Source organism: Streptomyces prunicolor NBRC 13075 (assembly GCF_000367365.1).
In the GTDB taxonomy this organism is placed as follows: domain Bacteria; phylum Actinomycetota; class Actinomycetes; order Streptomycetales; family Streptomycetaceae; genus Streptomyces; species Streptomyces prunicolor.
In genome coordinates this window covers 25407-42420 of sequence record NZ_BARF01000019.1, presented here as the reverse complement: position 1 = coordinate 42420, position 17014 = coordinate 25407, and the positions used below count along the sequence as shown (strand labels likewise).

Genomic DNA, 17014 nt, shown 5'->3' with positions numbered 1-17014 from the left:
GGAGCCGCAAATTGATACAGCCCCGCGCCCCTAAAGACAGAAGACCAAAGACGTCTACTCGACCGTGACTGACTTGGCGAGGTTGCGCGGCTTGTCGATGTCCCGCCCGAGCGCCAACGCCGTGTGGTACGCCAGGAGTTGAAGAGGAATCCCCATCAGGATCGGGTCCAACTCGTCCTCGTTCTTCGGGACGACGATCGTCTGGTCGGCCTTCTCCTGGTGCTGGTGGGCCACCGCGAGGATGCGGCCGCTGCGGGCCTTGATCTCCTCCAGGGCGGCGCGGTTCTTCTCCAACAGGTCGTCGTTGGGGACGATCGCCACCGTGGGGAGGGCGGGCTCGATCAGGGCGAGGGGGCCGTGCTTCAACTCCGAGGCGGGGTAGGCCTCGGCGTGGATGTACGAGACCTCCTTGAGCTTCAACGAAGCCTCGCGGGCCACCGGGTAGCCGCGGACCCGGCCGATGAAGAGCATCGAGTGGGCCTCGGCGTACTCGGCCGCCAGCTTCTTGATCTCCTCCTCCTGGTCGAGGATCTCGGAGATCTGGGCCGGCAGCTTGCGCAGGCCCTCGATGATGCGCTTGCCGTCGCGGACCGAGAGGTCGCGGGTGCGGCCCAGGTGCAGGGCCAACAGGGCGAACGCGACTGTGGTGTTGGTGAAGCACTTGGTCGAGACGACACAGACCTCGGGGCCCGCGTGCACGTACATGCCGCCGTCCGCCTCGCGGGCGATCGCTGAGCCGACGACGTTCACCACGCCGAGGACGCGGGCGCCCTTGCGCTTCAACTCCTGTACCGCCGCCAGCACGTCGTACGTCTCACCCGACTGCGAGACCGCGATGTACAGGGTGTCGGGGTCAACTACCGCGTTGCGGTACCGGAATTCGGAGGCCGGCTCGGCGTCCGCGGGGATGCGGGCCAGCTCCTCGATCATCTGGGCGCCGATCATGCCCGCGTGGTACGAGGTGCCGCAGCCGAGGATCTTCACGCGGCGGATCTGCCGGGCCTCGCGGGCGTCCAGGTTCAGGCCGCCGAGGTGCACGGTGGAGAAGCGGTCGTCGATACGGCCGCGCAGCACGCGGTCCACGGCGTCGGCCTGCTCGAAGATCTCCTTGTGCATGTAGGTGTCGTGGCCGCCCATGTCGTAGGAGGCGGCCTCCCACTCGACGGTGGTCGGCTCGGACGTGGTCCGCGTGCCCTCGGTCGTGTATGTCCGGAAGTCGTCGGCCTTGAGGGTCGCCATCTCGCCGTCGTCCAGCGTCACTATCTGGCGCGTGTGCGTCACCAGCGCGGCGATGTCCGAGGCTACGAACATCTCCTTCTCGCCGATCCCGAGGACCACCGGGGAGCCGTTTCGAGCCACCACGATGCGGTCGGGGAAGTCGGCGTGCAGGACGGCGATGCCGTACGTCCCCTCGATCACCCGGAGCGCGTCGCGGACCTTGTCCTCCAGCTTCTCCTGCTGGGAGCGGGCGATGAGGTGGGTGAGGACCTCGGTGTCGGTCTCGGAGAGGAACTCGACGCCGTCCGCTTCGAGCTTCTTCCGGAGGTCGGACGCGTTGTCGATGATGCCGTTGTGGACTACGGCGACCTTGCTGTCGGCGGACAGGTGCGGGTGGGCGTTCACATCGGAGGGGGCGCCGTGGGTGGCCCAGCGGGTGTGGGCGATTCCGGTGGTGCCCTTGAAGCGCGCCGGGACCTTGGCCTCCAGGTCACGGACCCGGCCCTTGGCCTTGACCATCTTCAGGCCGGCCGCCTTGGGGGTCGTCACGACGATGCCCGCGGAGTCGTAGCCGCGGTACTCCAGCCGCTGCAGGCCCTCCAGCAGCAGCGGAGCGACGTCACGCTTGCCGATGTATCCGACGATTCCGCACATATATATACGTATTCCTAGCCGTAGACGATCCGGCGCAGCTGTCGGAGGGTGAGCTCCGGCGGGGCCACGGCCCGGTATTTCAGGTCCGCCTCGATCCGGTCGAAGATCGTCGCGTTGACCAGGCCCTGGGCCTGGAGCTCGCGGTGGCGGCGACGGACGTACTGCTCGGTCGTCTCGTCGAAGTAGGCGAGCACGTCCTGGATCACCCGCAGTGCCTCGCCCCGGTTGAGGGGTGAGGAGCGCGTCAGATGATCAACGAGTTCGTCGTGCACCCGGTTGATCCTGGGGTACCGAAGGGAGGTTTGCAAGAATCCTGCCCGATATCGGGCAACGGCCTGTTGAAAGTCTTATGGGGCTCTGTTCGCAAGCTGTCCATCCTGTGTCTTGCGCACCGTTGCTCATGTCGACGAGTTTCAGACGTCATGGACATTCCTCGTATGGGAGTACCCGCGGAGCTCGCAGAGCGCATGAGCATGGCGGAGCAGCACGAGTACCTGCGCGCGAGATTCTCGCGGCGCACGATGGTCAGGGGCGGTGCCGTGACGCTCGGCGCCATCGCGGGTGGCGTGTTCGTGCCGGGCGCGGTCGCCCAGGCGGCCGTCCCCAGCCAGGCTTCGGCCACCTACGCCGCCACCTCCGGCGAGTCCGTCGACGGGGCCCTCGTCTCCCCGTTCGGCCGGCACCTCGCCTTCGGCAACGACCCGAGCACGGAGGTGACGGTCTCCTGGCAGGTCCCGATCAACGTCAAGAAACCGTTCGTCCGGATCGGCGCGCACCCCTGGGACCTCTCCCGCAAGATCGAGGCCGAGGTGCGCACCCTCTACACCCCGGCGGGCGTCGGCGCGAGCGGCGACCACACCCAGTACTACCTGCACGCCAAGCTGACCCACCTGCGCCCGGGCAAGACCTACTACTACGGCGTCGGCCACGCGGGCTTCGACCCGGCCGAGGCCCACCTGCTCGGCACGCTGGGCACCTTCACCACCGCCCCCGACCACAAGAAGCCGTTCACCTTCACGGCCTTCGGCGACGAGGGCGTCGGCTACCACGGCCTGGCCAACAACAGCCTGCTGCTGGGCCAGAACCCGGCCTTCCACCTGCACGCCGGCGACATCTGCTACGCCGACCCGGCGGGCGCGGGCCAGACCGCCGACGCCGGTTTCGACTCGCGCACCTGGGACCAGTTCCTCGCGCAGACCGAGTCGGTCGCCAAGTCCGTGCCGTGGATGCCCGCCTACGGCAACCACGACATGGAGGCCTGGTACTCGCCCAACGGCTACGGCGGCGAGGACGCCCGCTGGAACCTGCCGGACAACGGCCCCGACAAGAAGAACCTGCCGGGCGTCTACTCCTTCGTCTACGGCAACACGGCGATCATCTCGCTGGACGCCAACGACGTGTCCTTCGAGATCCCGGCCAACCTCGGCATCTCCGGCGGCACGCAGACCAAGTGGCTGGAGGCGCAGCTCAAGAAGTACCGCGCGGCGCACGACATCGACTTCGTCGTCGTCTTCTTCCACCACTGCGCCTACTGCACCTCCACCGCGCACTCCTCGGAGGGGGGAGTGCGGGGCGAGTGGGTGCCGCTGTTCGAGAAGTACACGGTGGACCTGGTCATCAACGGCCACAACCACCAGTACGAGCGCACCGACGTCATCAAGAAGAACGCGGTCGTCAAGAAGCTGCCGATCGGTGGCACGGCGTACCCGGAGACCGAGGGTGTCGTCTACGTGACGGCGGGCGCGGCAGGCCGCAGCCTGTACGCGTTCTCCGCCCCGGACTCCTACGAGGGTCACGTCGCCGACCTCGACTCGGTCGCCGCCTTCGTCAACACGAAGGACGGCAAGGTCAACGAGACGGTCGCCTGGTCGCGCGTCCGCTACCTCAACTACTCGTTCCTGCGCGTGGACGTCCAGCCCGCCTCGAAGGGCCGTACGACCACCCTGACGGTCCGCGGCATCGCCGAGACCGGCGCCGAGATCGACCGCTTCACGGTCGCCCGCAAGGCCAAGTAGCCCTGAAGTAGACCGAGTTACGCCCGGAAGGCAGGGCGCCACTCATCCCGCAGGCGGTCCTCCCTGGATGGTCACATCCGTTTGAGGACCGCCTGTTTGGCCATCGCGAACTCCTCGTCCGTGAGCACCCCGTCCCGGTGCAGCTCCCCGAGTTCCCGCAACCGCCGCAGCAGCGCGTCGTGGCCGTCCTCCGCCGCGGCCGTCAACTGCCGTTCGGGTGCAGGCTGTTCAGGTCGTACGTCCGTCTCGGCGGCCGGGTGCGGGAGGCGGGCCTGTACGGCCGCGGCGACCAGGGCCATCAGCGGGTCCTTCTTGAAGCCCCACAGCTCCACGGAGTTGGGGTCGTACTTGGGCGGTGCCTTGGTCGGCGCGTTGCGCACCGAGAAGCGGATGTAGCCGTTCTCCAGACCGGCCGACGGGCGCCACTCCACGCCGACGAGGTCGGTGACGGCGAGGGTGCGGGCGCCGGCGGCGGACTTGGCGTCCTCGGTCTTCCAGTTCCACTCCAGCCGGACGCGCTCGCCGTCGAAGCTCGCCGTGCCGTCCCCGGCGGACACCGAGAGCGGCACGGCCGGGCCCGGCAGCAGGTACGTGTCCACCGGGTCGGCCGGGACCTCGTCGAGCAGCAGGGCGTTGCGCACCTCGTCCACGAAGTACTCGGCGACGCCGTACCGGTCAGACTCGACGGGGAGTTGGTAGGGGTCGTCGCCCTCGGTGAGCCGGCCGCCGGTGGCGTGCAGCAGCGGGTCGGCGCCGTCGCGCAGCCGCAGTCTCAGCCGGCCCGACTTACGGCCCTGCTCGAACGAGACGCCCGCCAACGCGCCCAAGGGGACGACGAGTTCGCCGAGTGTCTTGCGGAACAGGCCGACGTTCTTGTCCCGTCCGGGAGTCAGCCGCAGGGCGTCGCCGTCGAAGATCCAGGTGCCGTCCTTCTGGATGATTTCCGCCATGGGAGGGATTCTTCCACCGGTCAGGCGACAGAATGGTCTGTACCTGTCCGGGCTCAAAGGAAGTTCAAAGGAAGGGACCGCTCGTGAGACGCCTTGTGAGACAGCGCCACAGAACGACCCGCCTCCTCGGCTCGCTGCTGCTCGTCGCCGCCGCGAGCGTGTCCGTCGTCGGCGCCGCACCCTCCGCCGCGCCCGTCACTGCCACCCCGCTGGGCCGGGTGGTCCCGGCGCCCGCCAAGGTCACCCCCGCGGGGCACCCGTACAAGATCACGAGCAGCACCCGTATCCGCGTCGACGACACCCGTGAGTCGCGCCGGATCGGCGCGTACCTCGCGGGCATCCTGCGCCCCTCCACCGGCTACCGGCTGCCGGTCACCTCGCGGGGAAAGGGCGGCATCCAACTCCGCCTGGCCAAGGGTACGTTCGGCGCCGAGGGCTACCGGATCGTCAGTGGGGTCTCGGGGGTCACCATCACCGCGAGCAGGCCTGCCGGGCTCTTCCACGGCGTGCAGACCCTGCGCCAACTCCTGCCCGCCGCCGTCGAGAAGAGCTCCGTGCAGCGCGGCCCCTGGCAGATCGCGGGCGGCACCATCGAGGACTCCCCGCGCTACGCCTACCGCGGCGCGATGCTCGACGTCTCCCGGCACTTCTTCACCGTCGACCAAGTCAAGCGTTACATCGACGAGTTGGCGCTCTACAAGATCAACGAGCTGCATCTGCACCTCAGCGACGACCAGGGCTGGCGCATCGCCATCAACTCCTGGCCCCGCCTGGCGACTTACGGCGGCTCGACCGAGGTGGGCGGCGGCACCGGCGGCTACTACACGAAGGACGACTACAAGGAGATCGTCCGCTACGCCTCCTCGCGCTTCCTCGAAGTGGTCCCCGAGATCGACATGCCGGGCCACACGAACGCGGCCCTCGCCTCCTACGCCGATCTGAACTGCGACGGCGTCGCGCCCCCGCTCTACACGGGCACGGACGTCGGCTTCAGTTCGCTGTGCGTCGGCAAGGACCTCACCTACAGCTTCGTGGACGACGTGATCCGCGAACTGGCCGCGCTCACCCCGGGCCGCTATCTCCACATCGGCGGCGACGAGGCGCACTCCACCAGCCATGAGGACTACGTCAAGTTCATGGACCGGGTGCAGCCGATCGTCACCAAGTACGGCAAGACGGTGATCGCCTGGCACCAGATCACCGGCGCCCACCCGGTGAAGGGCGCCCTCGCCCAGTACTGGGGGCTCGACGACACTGACGCCGCCGAGAAGGCACAGGTCGCCGAGGCCGCGAAGAACGGCACCGGGCTGATCCTCTCGCCCGCCGACCGGGTCTACCTCGACATGAAGTACACCGAGGACACCCCGCTCGGCCAGGACTGGGCAGGGCTCGTCGAGGTGAAGCGGTCCTACGGCTGGGACCCGGGCAACTACCTTGCCGGGGTGCCGAGTTCGGCGATCAAGGGTGTCGAGGCGCCGCTGTGGTCGGAGACCATCGTGACGGACGCCAACATCCAGTACATGGCGTTCCCCAGGCTGCCGGGCGTGGCCGAGCTGGGCTGGTCGCCGGCCTCGACGCACGACTGGGACACGTACAAGGTGCGGCTCGCGGCACAGGCGCCGAGGTGGGACGCGCTCGGGATCGACTACTACCGGTCGCCCCAAGTCCCTTGGCCCGCGAGCTAGTTGACGCCGAAGGCTGCTGAGCCACGGCAAAAGGACGGGCACCCCGGGGACCGTACCCCGGGGTGCCCGCCTGCTTGTGGGGTCAGAACCCGGCGATCGGGTTCTTCAGGGTGCCGACGAGTTGGAGCGCGCCGGCCGGGTCCGCCAGGTCCACCATCTGCTTGTTGTTGCGCAGTTGGAGACGGTTGAGGCAGGACAGCGAGAACTCGGGCGCGAACATGTCGTACTGCCGGAACTTGTCGGCGAGTTCGGGTGCCGCGTCCTGGTACTCGCGGGTGACGTCCGCGACCGTACGCCAGAAGTCGTCCTCCTCCAGGACGCCCTCGGCGGCCAGACCGGCGGCGAGGAAGCGGAAGAAGCAGTCGAAGACGTCGGTGAAGATCGACAGCAGCTTCTTGTCCTCGGGGACCTCGACCCGCAGTCGTTCGACCGTCGGCGGCAGCACCGCGTCCGGGTCCATGACGGCGATCTCCTCGGCGATGTCCTTGTAGATCGCGCGCTCGACGACACCGTCCTTCAGGACGAGGATGACGTTCTCGCCGTGCGGCATGAACACCAGGTCGTAGGCGTAGAAGCTGTGCAGCAACGGGGTGAAGTACGCCCGCAGATACCGCCGCAGCCACTCCACCGGGGCGAGCCCCGACCGCTCGATCAGCGCGCCGGCGAAGGACGCGCCCTCGTGGTCCAGGTGCACCAGCGAGGCCATCGTGGCGAGGGACTCGCCGTCCTGGAGCGAGGAGACTGGGCTCTCTCGCCAGAGCGCGGCGAGCATTTTGCGGTACGGCGAGTAGCGGTCGGTCGCCGCCTCGTACTCCAGGTGCCGGTAGCCGACGGCCGCCTGCTCACGGATGATCGACAGGCCGGTGGACTTCAACACCGGGTCGTTGTCGATGAGTTGGGCGAGCCAGTCGTTGATCGCCGGGGTCGCCTCCATGTAGGCGGCCGAAAGTCCGCGCATGAAGCCCATGTTGATGACGGACAGGGCCGTCTTCACGTAGTGCTTCTCGGGGTGGGACTTGTTGAAGAAGGTCCGGATGGACTGCTGGGCGAGGTACTCGTCGTCGGCCTCGCCGAGGCACACGAGGTGGCCGCGGGCGATCTCGGCGGCGAAGGTGACGCTGAGCTTGTTCCACCACTGCCAGGGGTGGACCGGGATGAGGAGGAAGTCGTCGGGATCGAGACCCCGGTCGACGAGGGTCAGCCCGAACCGCTCGACCGTCTCGGCGCCCAACTCCCGCCGCATGAACGACTCGTACTCGATGCCCACGCCCGCGGTGAACGCGGCCCGTGAGCGGTGCGCGGCCAGCCACACCAGGCGGACCGGGTTCGCGGTCTCGGGGGCGTACGAGAGGTACTCGTGGATGCCGAAGCCGAGCCGGCCGTTGTTGGCGACGAAGCAGGGGTGGCCCTCGGTCATCCCGGTCTCGATGGCCTGGAAGTCGCTTTTCACCAGCTCGGCGACCGGGAGCTGCGGCTTGGTGAGCTTGTAGCAGGTGCCGGAGAGGGTGGAGGAGATCTCCTCCAGGTAGACCGGCAGGATCTCCTCGGTCAGCCCGAGCGCCTGCTTCAGCTCGATGAAGAACTCCAGGGCGGCGAGGGGGAGTTCGACGCCGTCGCGGTGACGGGTGATCGAGTCGGCGTCGACCTGCCAGTGGTCGAGGGCGTATTGGGCGGCGGTGAACCGGTAGCGGGTCAGGCCGTCGTCGCTGCGGACGACGTACAAGTCACCGTCCTGCTCGACGAGTTCGGGCGTGAGCAGCCGCTCGTGCGCGAACTCGGCGAGGGCCTTGCGGATGAGGAGGCGGTTGGCCTTCTCCCAGCGTTCGGGGGAGAGATGGGCGACGGCGTCGGCGAGGCTCATGCGGACACCGCCGTAGCCGACAGGCTGTGCCTTTTAAAGAAACGGTCGCGTGTGCAGAAGCTCAACAAGGCCATTTTCTCCGGCTTTTGGATCTCGCGCTCGGGTACGAACCCGACCGCCTCGTTCAGTGCGTGGACGGCGGTGTTGGACACGTCCGGCTCCACGACGACGCGTTCGACGGCGGGGTCCTCGAAGAGGCGGGCCAGCACGGCGGTGATCACCGCACGGGTGAAGCCGTGGACGGGCGCTTCGGTGGCCGGCGTCAGGAAGTGCATGCCGACGTCACCGGGCAACGGCTCGTACAGGCCGACCAGTTCGCGGTGACGGGGGTCGTAGTACTCCATCAGGAAGACGGGGACGCCGTCCTGGAGCCCGAGCAGCGCGTGCTGGTGCTCGTCGGCCGCGATCTCCATGTACGCGCGCTCGACGTCCTCCAGCTTCGCGTCCTGCATCATCCAGAACGCGGCCTTGGGGTGCGTGAGCCACCGGTGCAGCAACTCGGCGTCCTGGAGCGGGTCGAGGGGGCGGAAGGTGAAGGTGCCTGTGTCGGTGAGGGCGCTCATGCGGCGAACTCCTGGAACGCGATGGTCTGTTCGACCGGGTAGTACTCGGTGCCGAGCAGCTCACGGATGATGTACGAGTTGCGGTACGCGCCCATGCCCAGGTCCGGGGACGTGATGCTGTGCGCGTGGACGCCGGCGTTCTGGAGGAAGACGCCCCGGCCCGTGGTGTCGATCGAGTAGTTGCGCGCGATGTCGAAGTTGCCCCGACTGTCGTAGCGCAGCCGCTCGTGGACGGGCTTGAGGAACTCCGGCTCGGCGTACTTGTAGCCGGTGGCGAGGATCAGGCCCTGGGAGCGCAGGGTGTAGTCCTTCTCCTGCTCCTCCTGACGGAGGCCGAGTTCGTAGACGCCGTCGCGGTAACTGGCGCTGTCCAGCGAGGAGTTGGTGAGCAGCCGGGTGGGAACGGGCCCGCCGACCTTCTTCTGGTACAGCAGGTCGAAGATCTCGTTGACCAGGTCGCCGTCGATGCCCTTGAACAGGCCCTTCTGCTCGGCCGTGAGGCGGTAGCGGGTCTGTTCCGGCAGCGCGTGGAAGTAGTCGATGTACTCCGGGGAGGTCATCTCCAGCGTGAGTTTCGTGTACTCCAGCGGGAAGAAGCGCGGCGAGCGCGTCACCCAGTTCAACTCGTAGCCGTGCACGTCGATCTCGGCGAGCAGGTCGTAGTAGATCTCGGCGGCGGACTGCCCGCTGCCGACCAGCGTGATCGACTCCTTGGCCTGCAACTCCGCTTTGTGCTGCACGTAACGGGAGTTGTGGATGAAGTCGCCGCCCAACCCCGCGACGGCCTCCGGGAGATACGGCGGGGTACCGGTGCCCAGGACCAGCTGCCGGGCGCGGAACACGTCACCGCCCTCGGTCCGGACGACGTAGACCTCGCCCTGTTCCTCGTATGCCACTTCGCTGACCGTCGTACTGAAGCGCACGTTGGTGAGCTTGCCTGCGGCCCAGCGGCAGTAGTCGTCGTACTCGACGCGCAGCGGGTAGAAGTTCTCGCGGATGTAGAAGGGGTACAGACGCCCCTTCTCCTTCAGGTAGTTGAGGAAGGAGTACGGCGAGGTCGGGTCGGCGAGGGTGACCAGGTCCGACATGAACGGCGTCTGGAGGTGGGCGCCGTCGAGGAACATGCCGGCGTGCCACTCGAAGTCGGGCTTCGAGTCCAGGAAGATTCCGTCGAGTTCGGCGATCGGCTCGGTGAGGCAGGCGAGGCCGAGGTTGAAGGGCCCGAGCCCGATCCCCACGAAGTCGTAGGTCTTGTTCGAGGCTTCAGGAAGCGCGGTCAAGGGACTCTCCCAGGTACTGCTCGGCATGGCCGGCGATCAGGTCGAGGACGGCGGCGATGTCGTCGGTCGTCGTCTCGGGGTTGAGCAGGGTGAACTTCAGGTAGTGGCGGCCCGCGACCTTGGTGCCCGCGACCACCGCGGCACCGGAGGCGAACAGGGCCTTGCGGGCGTACAGGTTGGCGCGGTCGATCTCGGCCGGGTCGGTGACGGCGGCCGGGATGTAGCGGTAGACGAGGGTGGAGAGCGAGGGCTCCACGACGACGTCGAACCGCGGGTCGGCGGCGAGGAGTCGCCACCCTTCTACGGCCAAGTCGCAGACCTCGTCGAAGAGTTGGCCGATGCCGTCGGCGCCCATCACACGCAGGGTCATCCACAGCTTGAGCGCGTCGAAGCGGCGGGTGGTCTGGAGGGACTTGTCGACCTGGTTGGGGATGCGCTCCTGCACCGCGCGGCGCGGGTTGAGGTACTCCGCGTGGTAGGTCGCGTGGCGCAGGGTGTCGGCGTCGCGGACCAGCAGGGCGGACGAACTCACCGGCTGGAAGAAGGACTTGTGGTAGTCCACGGTGACCGAGTCGGCGCGCTCGATGCCGTCGATCCGGCCCCGGTACTTCAGCGAGGCGAGCAGACCGCAGCCGTAGGCCGCGTCCACGTGCATCCACACCCCGAACTGCTCGCACAGGGCGGCGACTTCGGGCAGCGGGTCGATGGAGCCGAAGTCGGTGGTGCCGGCGGTGGCGACGACGGCCATGGGGATGAGCCCGGCGCTCTTGCAGCGCTCCAACTCGCGGGCCAGCGCGACCGTTTGCATGCGCTGGTCGGCGCCGACGGGTATCGACACGACGGAGTCCTGCCCGAGGCCGAGCAGTTTCGCCGACTTCTTCACGCTGAAGTGGCTGACCTCGGAGGCGAAGATCCGCAGTTTGGCCAGGCTGTCGGTCTTGGCCTCCTCGCGGGCCAGCAGCAGCGCCTGAAGGTTGGACTGGCTGCCGCCGGAGGTGAACACGCCGTCGGCGTGCGGCCCGAGGCCGATTCGCTCGTTCGTCCAGTCGATCAGTTTGCGCTCGATGAGGGTGCCGCCGGCCGACTGGTCCCAGGTGTCCAGGGAGGAGTTGACGGCGGAGAGCACCGCCTCGCCGAGCACGGCCGGGATGACGACCGGGCAGTTGAGGTGGGCGAGATAGCGGGGGTGGTGGAAGTAGATCGCGTCACGCAGATAGACCTCGTCCAGTTCGTCGAGCACCGCGCCGGTGTCGTGGAGCGGGCGGTCGAGGTCGATCCGGTCGATGAGGGGGGAGAGGGCGTCGACCGAGACGCCGGTGAACGGTCGTTCCGTGGTGGCGAGTTTGGCCGCCACCCGCTCCACGCCTTCCGTCACGGAGCGGCGGTAGTGCTCCGCAGTCGTGTCATTGAGCAGGTGCGAGCGCATGTGGGGGTCCTCCGGTGGGGCAGTCCGTGCGGGACAGGAGAGTGGCGGGATCCGCATTAACTTAGGTAAGCCTAACCTAACTTAACGTTCGCGAAACCCGTCTCATCCGTGACCGCTGTCACTCCCGTATCGGCCGCCGGTCACCCGCCTTCGCGCAACTGCTCCTCGCTGAGCCCCTGCCGCCAGTACCCGACAAAGGTCACCCGGCGCCGGTCGAACCCCCGCTCACCCACGAAGTGCCGCCGCAACGCCTTCACTTGACCGGCCTCGCCCGCGATCCACACGTACGGCCGCTCGGCAGGCGGCAGTTGGGCATCCCGAAGGGCGCCGAGGGCCATGGGGGACCCCTCGACGCCCTGGTTCTCACGCACCAGCCAGGTGACTTCGGCATCGGCCTCGGTGGCCAAGTCCTGGATGTCGCCGGGGTGTTGTACTTCGAGCCAGACCCGCGCACGGGTACCGGCAGGCAGCGCCTCGAGAATCGCCGAAGCGGCCGGTACGGCGGTCTCGTCCCCCCACACGACCACGAGATCGGCATCCTCCGGCGGCCGGAACCGGATCGCCCGATTGTCCGCGATCGCGGGCCCGAGCAACGCGACCCGATCACCGGCTGAGGCGAGAGAGGCCCAACGGGAGGCGGGCCCGGCCGGTTCGTGCAACACGAAGTCGATATCGATCTCGCTCGTGCCGCCTTGGGCGTCGCGGCGCAGGGCGCGCAGAGTGTACGAGCGCATCACGGCCCGTACGTCATCAGGCAGTTCACGCCACCCCTGCCACCACCCGTCCCCGAGCTCGTACGGAACGGCGGGCTCCAGCTGACCGGGTTGGGGGAGGAAAAGCGACAGGGACTGATCACACCCGTCGGAGAAGAAGTACGCCAGATCGTCCCCGGCGAAGGTCACCCGGACCAGAGACGGCCCGAGCCGCTCCGTCCGCATGACGTGGAGTGAGAAGAAGCGGAACGGGGCGGCAACGGCCGTAGTCATGGGGCAACTCCTAAATCGGAGGTGAGGGGCAACTCCCTAGGGGCGCGGGGCTGCATCTAATTTGCGGCTCCGCCGCGTGGGCGCGACCAGCCACATACGGCCCGCAGCTCCCCACAAAGCGAAACCACCCCTAAATCAACTGACCTTCTTCGCGTTCTCGATCGCCTTCGCCAGATCCTCAAGCAACGGCGCGCACTTGGCATACGACAGGATCGGCTCAGGGTTCCGCGCGATCACCTGGTTCGCCTTCACCGCCGACAACTTCTTCCACGTGCCCTCAGTAATGTCAGCGGGCTGAATCGCCGAAGTCCGGTTGTCCATCATGATGATGTCCGCCCCGTACTTGTCGACGTTCTCCCAGCTCAGGTTCTCGAACCACCCACCGCTCGCCTTCAACGCGGACGCCGGCGGCTCGACGAAGTTCACACCGAGGGACTTGTAGTACTCAAGGTCGGCGGAGAGGTTGGAGCCGGAGACGTAGAAGATGGAGTCGCTCGCGGAACCCGCGAGGACCTTGATGTCCGGCTTGGCCTTCGCCGCGGCGCGCAGCCGTGCGGCGGCGTCCTCGAAGCGCTTCTTGGCCGCGGTGATCGTAGAAGAAGTGGTGTCCGCGCCAAGGGACTTGGCGAGTTCCAGCATGCGCGCGAGCGGCGTGGGCAGCTGGATGTCGTACACCGAGATGCCGACGGTCGGCGCCCCCACCGCGAGGATCTTCTTCTTCGACTCCTCCGGGACGTACCAGAGCGTGCCGACCGCGTCGAACATCGTGGTGATGAGGACGTCGGGGGAGAGCGCCGCGTACTTCTCGATGTTGAACTGGCCCCAGGTGTTGCCGAGGATCGTGACCTTGCTGATGTCCAGGTCGCCGGCCTGGACGTCGGGCTTGCCGTTCTTCAGCTCGGTCGGTCCGAAGACGCCCTTCGACTCGATGCCGTAGTCGTGCAGCGCGGCGGCGACACCGATGAACGAGACGATGTTCGCCGGGATCTTGTCGGCCTTCGCGGTGGTGCCGCGGTCGTCCTTGAAGGTCCAGGGGCCGGACTTCGCGGCCGCCGTCTCCTTGTCCGAGCCACCGCTTTTCGCGTCGTCGTCGCCGCAGGCCGCGAGCACGGCACCGAGGCCGAGGGCGCCGCCCGCGGCGAGGATGCCGCGGCGGGAGAGGTGAGTGGCACGGGCGTTGGACATGTGTGGCTGCTTTCGAACAGGGCGGAGCGCCCGCCGGACAATTCGAAGGTAGGTTAGCCTAACCTCACTGAGTGTCCAGTGGGCGGGTGTCGGCCGCCCGGACCTGTGTCCACCCTGTGCCCGGCTTGTGGGCCGATGCCCCAGGCGATTTGGCTTTCAACCGCCTTGTCTCGTCCGGCCGTTGTGATCACGCTCGTTCCTAGAACGGCCTGCGCACTGTTGTTCGGTCGCCTTCGGAGGTGGAGTGGCTATCACGGTGGGTGTCACGGGTACGACGGACATGACGGACGTGGAAGCGGTGGTGCGTGCCGACGCGGCACTGTTGGAGGACGACCTGGCCGAGTTCCTCGACGCGCTGACCGCCCCGGCGCGGACGGCGGCGGTCTCCGTCTACGACACGGCCCTGCGCCGCGTCCTGTATGAACCGGTCGCGGACGCCCTCGGCTCGAAGGTCGGCCAGCAGGCGCTGCCCCCCACACCCGGGGCACCGGGCGGCCGGGCCCCGCTGCGGCCCTCGATGGTGTACTGGGCGTACCGCAACTACCGAGGTTTCTCAGGGGAGTCGGAGACCGCCTCCGACCTCGCGGTGATCCGCCGCACGGCAGTTGCCGTAAGGATTCTGCTGAAGGCGGCCGTCGCCCTCGACGACATCCAGGACGGCAGCGAGGTCCGCTACGGCGAACCCGCGCTCCACAGCACCCACGGCACCCCGCTCGCCCTCAACACCGGCGCCTGGCTGATCATGTCCGCGCTGCGGCACGCGGCCGACCCGGCCGTCGTGGACAGCCTGGTGCGCTCGGTCGGCAGCGGCTTCACCGGGCAGGCCGTCGACATGTCCTCGCGTACGGCGCTCACGCGCGCGGAGTTGCTGGCCGCGCCGCGTGCCGCACGGGTCGGCTTCTGGGAGGCGACGGCCGCCCTCAAGACCGGCACCCTGTTCTGGATGCCGCTCGACGCGGCGGTCGCCGGGCTGCGGGTGGTCGAGGACGACCGGGTGGCCCTGGACGGCGCGATGCGTCAACTGGGCCTCGCCAGCCAGCTGTTCAACGATCTGACCGACTTCGTGCCCGAGTTCGGCGGGGCCAACACCCACGAGGACTTCGACGGCCTGGGCAACCGGGTCTTCCTGGAACTCCTCGACGACCTGCCGGCCGGAAGCCCACGCGAGGACTTCAAACCGTACGTTCTCGGTCACCCCCGACTGGAGCGCACACTCCTCGCGCTCGCCGAGGAGGCCGTGGCGCTGAAGCGCGCCGCGAAGAACGCCGTGCACGGCGTGTGCCGCTCCGAGCGCAGCGCCGCCTACTTCGACGTGACGATCGAACGCAAGGGCCACCTCATCGACCGTCTGCTCGCGGCGGTCCGGCAGCGGAGCGGCGTATGACGGACCAGCTGAGCGGACGCCTGAGGAACGGCACCCGCGCCTGGCACCAAGCTCTGGAGACCACCGGGTTCGCCACGGCGATGCTCGCCGGCACCCTCCCCCTCGACCGCTACGTCGGCCAACTCGCCGCCTACCGCGTGGTGTTGGAGGTATTGGAGGGCGAACTCACTCGTGTCACCTGCCCAGCCGTCGCCTCGGTGTGGTCACCCGACCTCGTGAAGCTGCCCCTCATCGAACGCGACCTGCACCACTTCGCCGCCCTCGGCACCGCCCCTCGACCCGGCCCGTCCGCCGAGGAGTTCGCACGGGAGATACGCCGCACCGCCGAACCTCGCGAACTCCTCGGCTTCCTCTACGTGTTGGAGGGCTCCACCCTCGGCGCGATGTTCCTGCTCCGATACGTCACCGAGGCGTACCGGCTCACGGACGGGAACGGCGCCTCGTACTACGGCAGCGGCGACCGCACCCGCTGGGCGGCCTTCACCGAGCGCCTGGACCGGGCGTTCGGCGAACCCGCCGTACAGGACCGCGTGTTGGCCGCCGCCGACCGGGCCTACCGCCATGTCGCCCTGATCTCGGGGGAGTTGTCGGTGGGTCTGGGCAGCCCCAGCCCCGCTCCCGAACCGGTGTAGAAGGCCGACTGTCAGCCCGTGAGGCCCAACTCGCGGGCGATCAGCATCCGTTGGACCTCACTGGTGCCCTCGCCGATCTCCAGGATCTTGGAGTCGCGCCACATCCGGGCCACCGGGTACTCGTTCATGAAGCCGTACCCGCCGTGCACCTGGGTGGCGTCACGGGCGTTGTCGACGGCGATGGTCGAGGAGTACAGCTTGGCGAGGGCGGCCTCCTTCTTGAAGGGCTCGCCCGCGACCAGCCGGGAGGCCGCGTCGCGCCAGGACAGCCGAGAGGTGTGGGCCTTCATCTCCATGTCGGCGATCTTGAACTGGATGGCCTGGTTCGCGCCGATCGGCCGCCCGAACGCGTGCCGTTCCTTGGCGTACTTCACCGACTCGTCGACACAGCCCTGCGCGAGACCGGTCGCGAGCGCCGCGATGGCGATACGGCCCTCGTCCAGGATGCGCAGGAACTGGGCGTAGCCGCGGCCGAGTTCACCCAGCAGGTTCGCCGCCGGGACCCGCACATCCGCGAAGGACAGCTCACGGGTGTCGGAGGCGTTCCAGCCGACCTTCGAGTACGGCGCCGCGACCGTGAAGCCGGGCGTCCCGGACGGCACGATGATCGACGAGATCAGCGGCTTGCCGTCGGGCTTGCGTCCCGTCACCGCGGTGACCGTCACCAGACCGGTGATGTCCGTACCGGAGTTGGTGATGAAGCACTTGGAACCGTTGATCACCCACTCATCGGTGTCCGGGTCGAGCCGGGCCGTCGTCCGCGTCGCCCCCGCGTCGGAGCCGCCGTCCGGCTCGGTCAGCCCGAAGGCGCCGAGGATCTCGCCGGAGCAGAGCCGGGGCAGCCACTCGGCCTTCTGCGCGTCGGTGCCGAAGAGGTGGATGGGCATCGCGCCCAGCGACACCCCGGCCTCCAGGGTGATGGCGACCGACGAGTCGACCCGGGCCAGTTCCTCAAGGACGAGGCCGAGCGCCAGATAGTCGCCGCCCATCCCGCCGTACTCCTCGGGGAACGGGAGTCCGAACAGGCCCATGCGGCCCATCTCGCGGACGATCTCGTACGGGAACTCGTGCCGCTCGTAGAAGTCGCCGATCTTCGGTGCGACGACGTCGTGCGCGAACTCCTCTACCGTATGGCGGAGTTCTTCCAGCTCGGGGGAGAGACGGTGGTCCATGGC

The 17014-nt window shown here is 68.1% G+C and carries 14 protein-coding genes; 4 read left to right on the top strand and 10 right to left on the bottom strand.

Annotated elements, in window-relative coordinates:
- Positions 1-54 precede the first annotated feature (54 nt).
- Positions 55-1872: a glutamine--fructose-6-phosphate transaminase (isomerizing) gene (gene glmS / locus SPR02S_RS08820; protein ID WP_019056584.1), complete on the bottom strand. Its 1818-nt coding sequence runs from the start codon at positions 1870-1872 to the stop codon at positions 55-57.
- A gap of 14 nt (positions 1873-1886) precedes the next feature.
- The gene (locus SPR02S_RS08815; RefSeq protein ID WP_019056583.1) at positions 1887-2144 is read right to left on the bottom strand and encodes a hypothetical protein; all 258 of its coding nucleotides are present in this window, start codon (positions 2142-2144) and stop codon (positions 1887-1889) included.
- A gap of 165 nt (positions 2145-2309) precedes the next feature.
- Between SPR02S_RS08815 and SPR02S_RS08810 the strand changes: the two genes are divergently transcribed.
- Positions 2310-3887 (top strand): purple acid phosphatase family protein, encoded by a 1578-nt coding sequence (locus tag SPR02S_RS08810; protein ID WP_019056582.1) that lies wholly within the window; start codon positions 2310-2312, stop codon positions 3885-3887.
- A gap of 71 nt (positions 3888-3958) precedes the next feature.
- Here the strand turns inward: SPR02S_RS08810 and SPR02S_RS08805 are convergent, their stop codons facing one another.
- Positions 3959-4837, bottom strand: a complete 879-nt coding sequence (locus SPR02S_RS08805) for a DUF4429 domain-containing protein (protein WP_019056581.1) — start codon at positions 4835-4837, stop codon at positions 3959-3961.
- Positions 4838-4932: 95 nt separating this feature from the next.
- Between SPR02S_RS08805 and SPR02S_RS08800 the strand changes: the two genes are divergently transcribed.
- Positions 4933-6522: a beta-N-acetylhexosaminidase gene (locus SPR02S_RS08800; protein WP_019056580.1), complete on the top strand. Its 1590-nt coding sequence runs from the start codon at positions 4933-4935 to the stop codon at positions 6520-6522.
- An 82-nt stretch (positions 6523-6604) separates the two neighbouring features.
- Here the strand turns inward: SPR02S_RS08800 and SPR02S_RS08795 are convergent, their stop codons facing one another.
- From SPR02S_RS08795 to SPR02S_RS08770, 6 genes are all read right to left on the bottom strand, one after another.
- Complete coding sequence (locus SPR02S_RS08795) at positions 6605-8383, bottom strand: IucA/IucC family protein (protein ID WP_019056579.1); 1779 nt, start codon at positions 8381-8383, stop codon at positions 6605-6607.
- The gene (locus tag SPR02S_RS08790) at positions 8380-8946 is read right to left on the bottom strand and encodes a GNAT family N-acetyltransferase (protein ID WP_019056578.1); all 567 of its coding nucleotides are present in this window, start codon (positions 8944-8946) and stop codon (positions 8380-8382) included. The genes SPR02S_RS08795 and SPR02S_RS08790 overlap by 4 nt, the downstream gene beginning before the upstream one ends.
- Positions 8943-10226 carry a lysine N(6)-hydroxylase/L-ornithine N(5)-oxygenase family protein gene (locus tag SPR02S_RS08785; RefSeq protein ID WP_019056577.1) on the bottom strand — a complete coding sequence of 428 codons (1284 nt, stop codon included), beginning with the start codon at positions 10224-10226 and terminating at the stop codon, positions 8943-8945. Before SPR02S_RS08785 ends, SPR02S_RS08790 begins: the two co-directional genes overlap by 4 nt.
- Complete coding sequence (gene desA, locus SPR02S_RS08780; protein ID WP_019056576.1) at positions 10210-11652, bottom strand: lysine decarboxylase DesA; 1443 nt, start codon at positions 11650-11652, stop codon at positions 10210-10212. Before desA ends, SPR02S_RS08785 begins: the two co-directional genes overlap by 17 nt.
- A gap of 140 nt (positions 11653-11792) precedes the next feature.
- Positions 11793-12638 carry a siderophore-interacting protein gene (locus SPR02S_RS08775; protein ID WP_019056575.1) on the bottom strand — a complete coding sequence of 282 codons (846 nt, stop codon included), beginning with the start codon at positions 12636-12638 and terminating at the stop codon, positions 11793-11795.
- A 135-nt stretch (positions 12639-12773) separates the two neighbouring features.
- Positions 12774-13823: an ABC transporter substrate-binding protein gene (locus SPR02S_RS08770; protein WP_019056574.1), complete on the bottom strand. Its 1050-nt coding sequence runs from the start codon at positions 13821-13823 to the stop codon at positions 12774-12776.
- A gap of 244 nt (positions 13824-14067) precedes the next feature.
- Between SPR02S_RS08770 and SPR02S_RS08765 the strand changes: the two genes are divergently transcribed.
- Both SPR02S_RS08765 and SPR02S_RS08760 read left to right on the top strand, forming a co-directional pair.
- Positions 14068-15207, top strand: coding sequence for a polyprenyl synthetase family protein (locus SPR02S_RS08765; RefSeq protein ID WP_245607529.1), 1140 nt, complete (start codon positions 14068-14070; stop codon positions 15205-15207).
- Positions 15204-15839 (top strand): biliverdin-producing heme oxygenase, encoded by a 636-nt coding sequence (locus SPR02S_RS08760; protein ID WP_019056572.1) that lies wholly within the window; start codon positions 15204-15206, stop codon positions 15837-15839. Before SPR02S_RS08765 ends, SPR02S_RS08760 begins: the two co-directional genes overlap by 4 nt.
- 11 nt (positions 15840-15850) lie before the next feature.
- Here SPR02S_RS08760 and SPR02S_RS08755 read toward each other — a convergent pair whose 3' ends face one another.
- On the bottom strand, positions 15851-17011 hold the full coding sequence (locus SPR02S_RS08755; RefSeq protein ID WP_020684166.1) for an acyl-CoA dehydrogenase family protein: 1161 nt from the start codon (positions 17009-17011) through the stop codon (positions 15851-15853).
- Positions 17012-17014 lie beyond the last annotated feature (3 nt).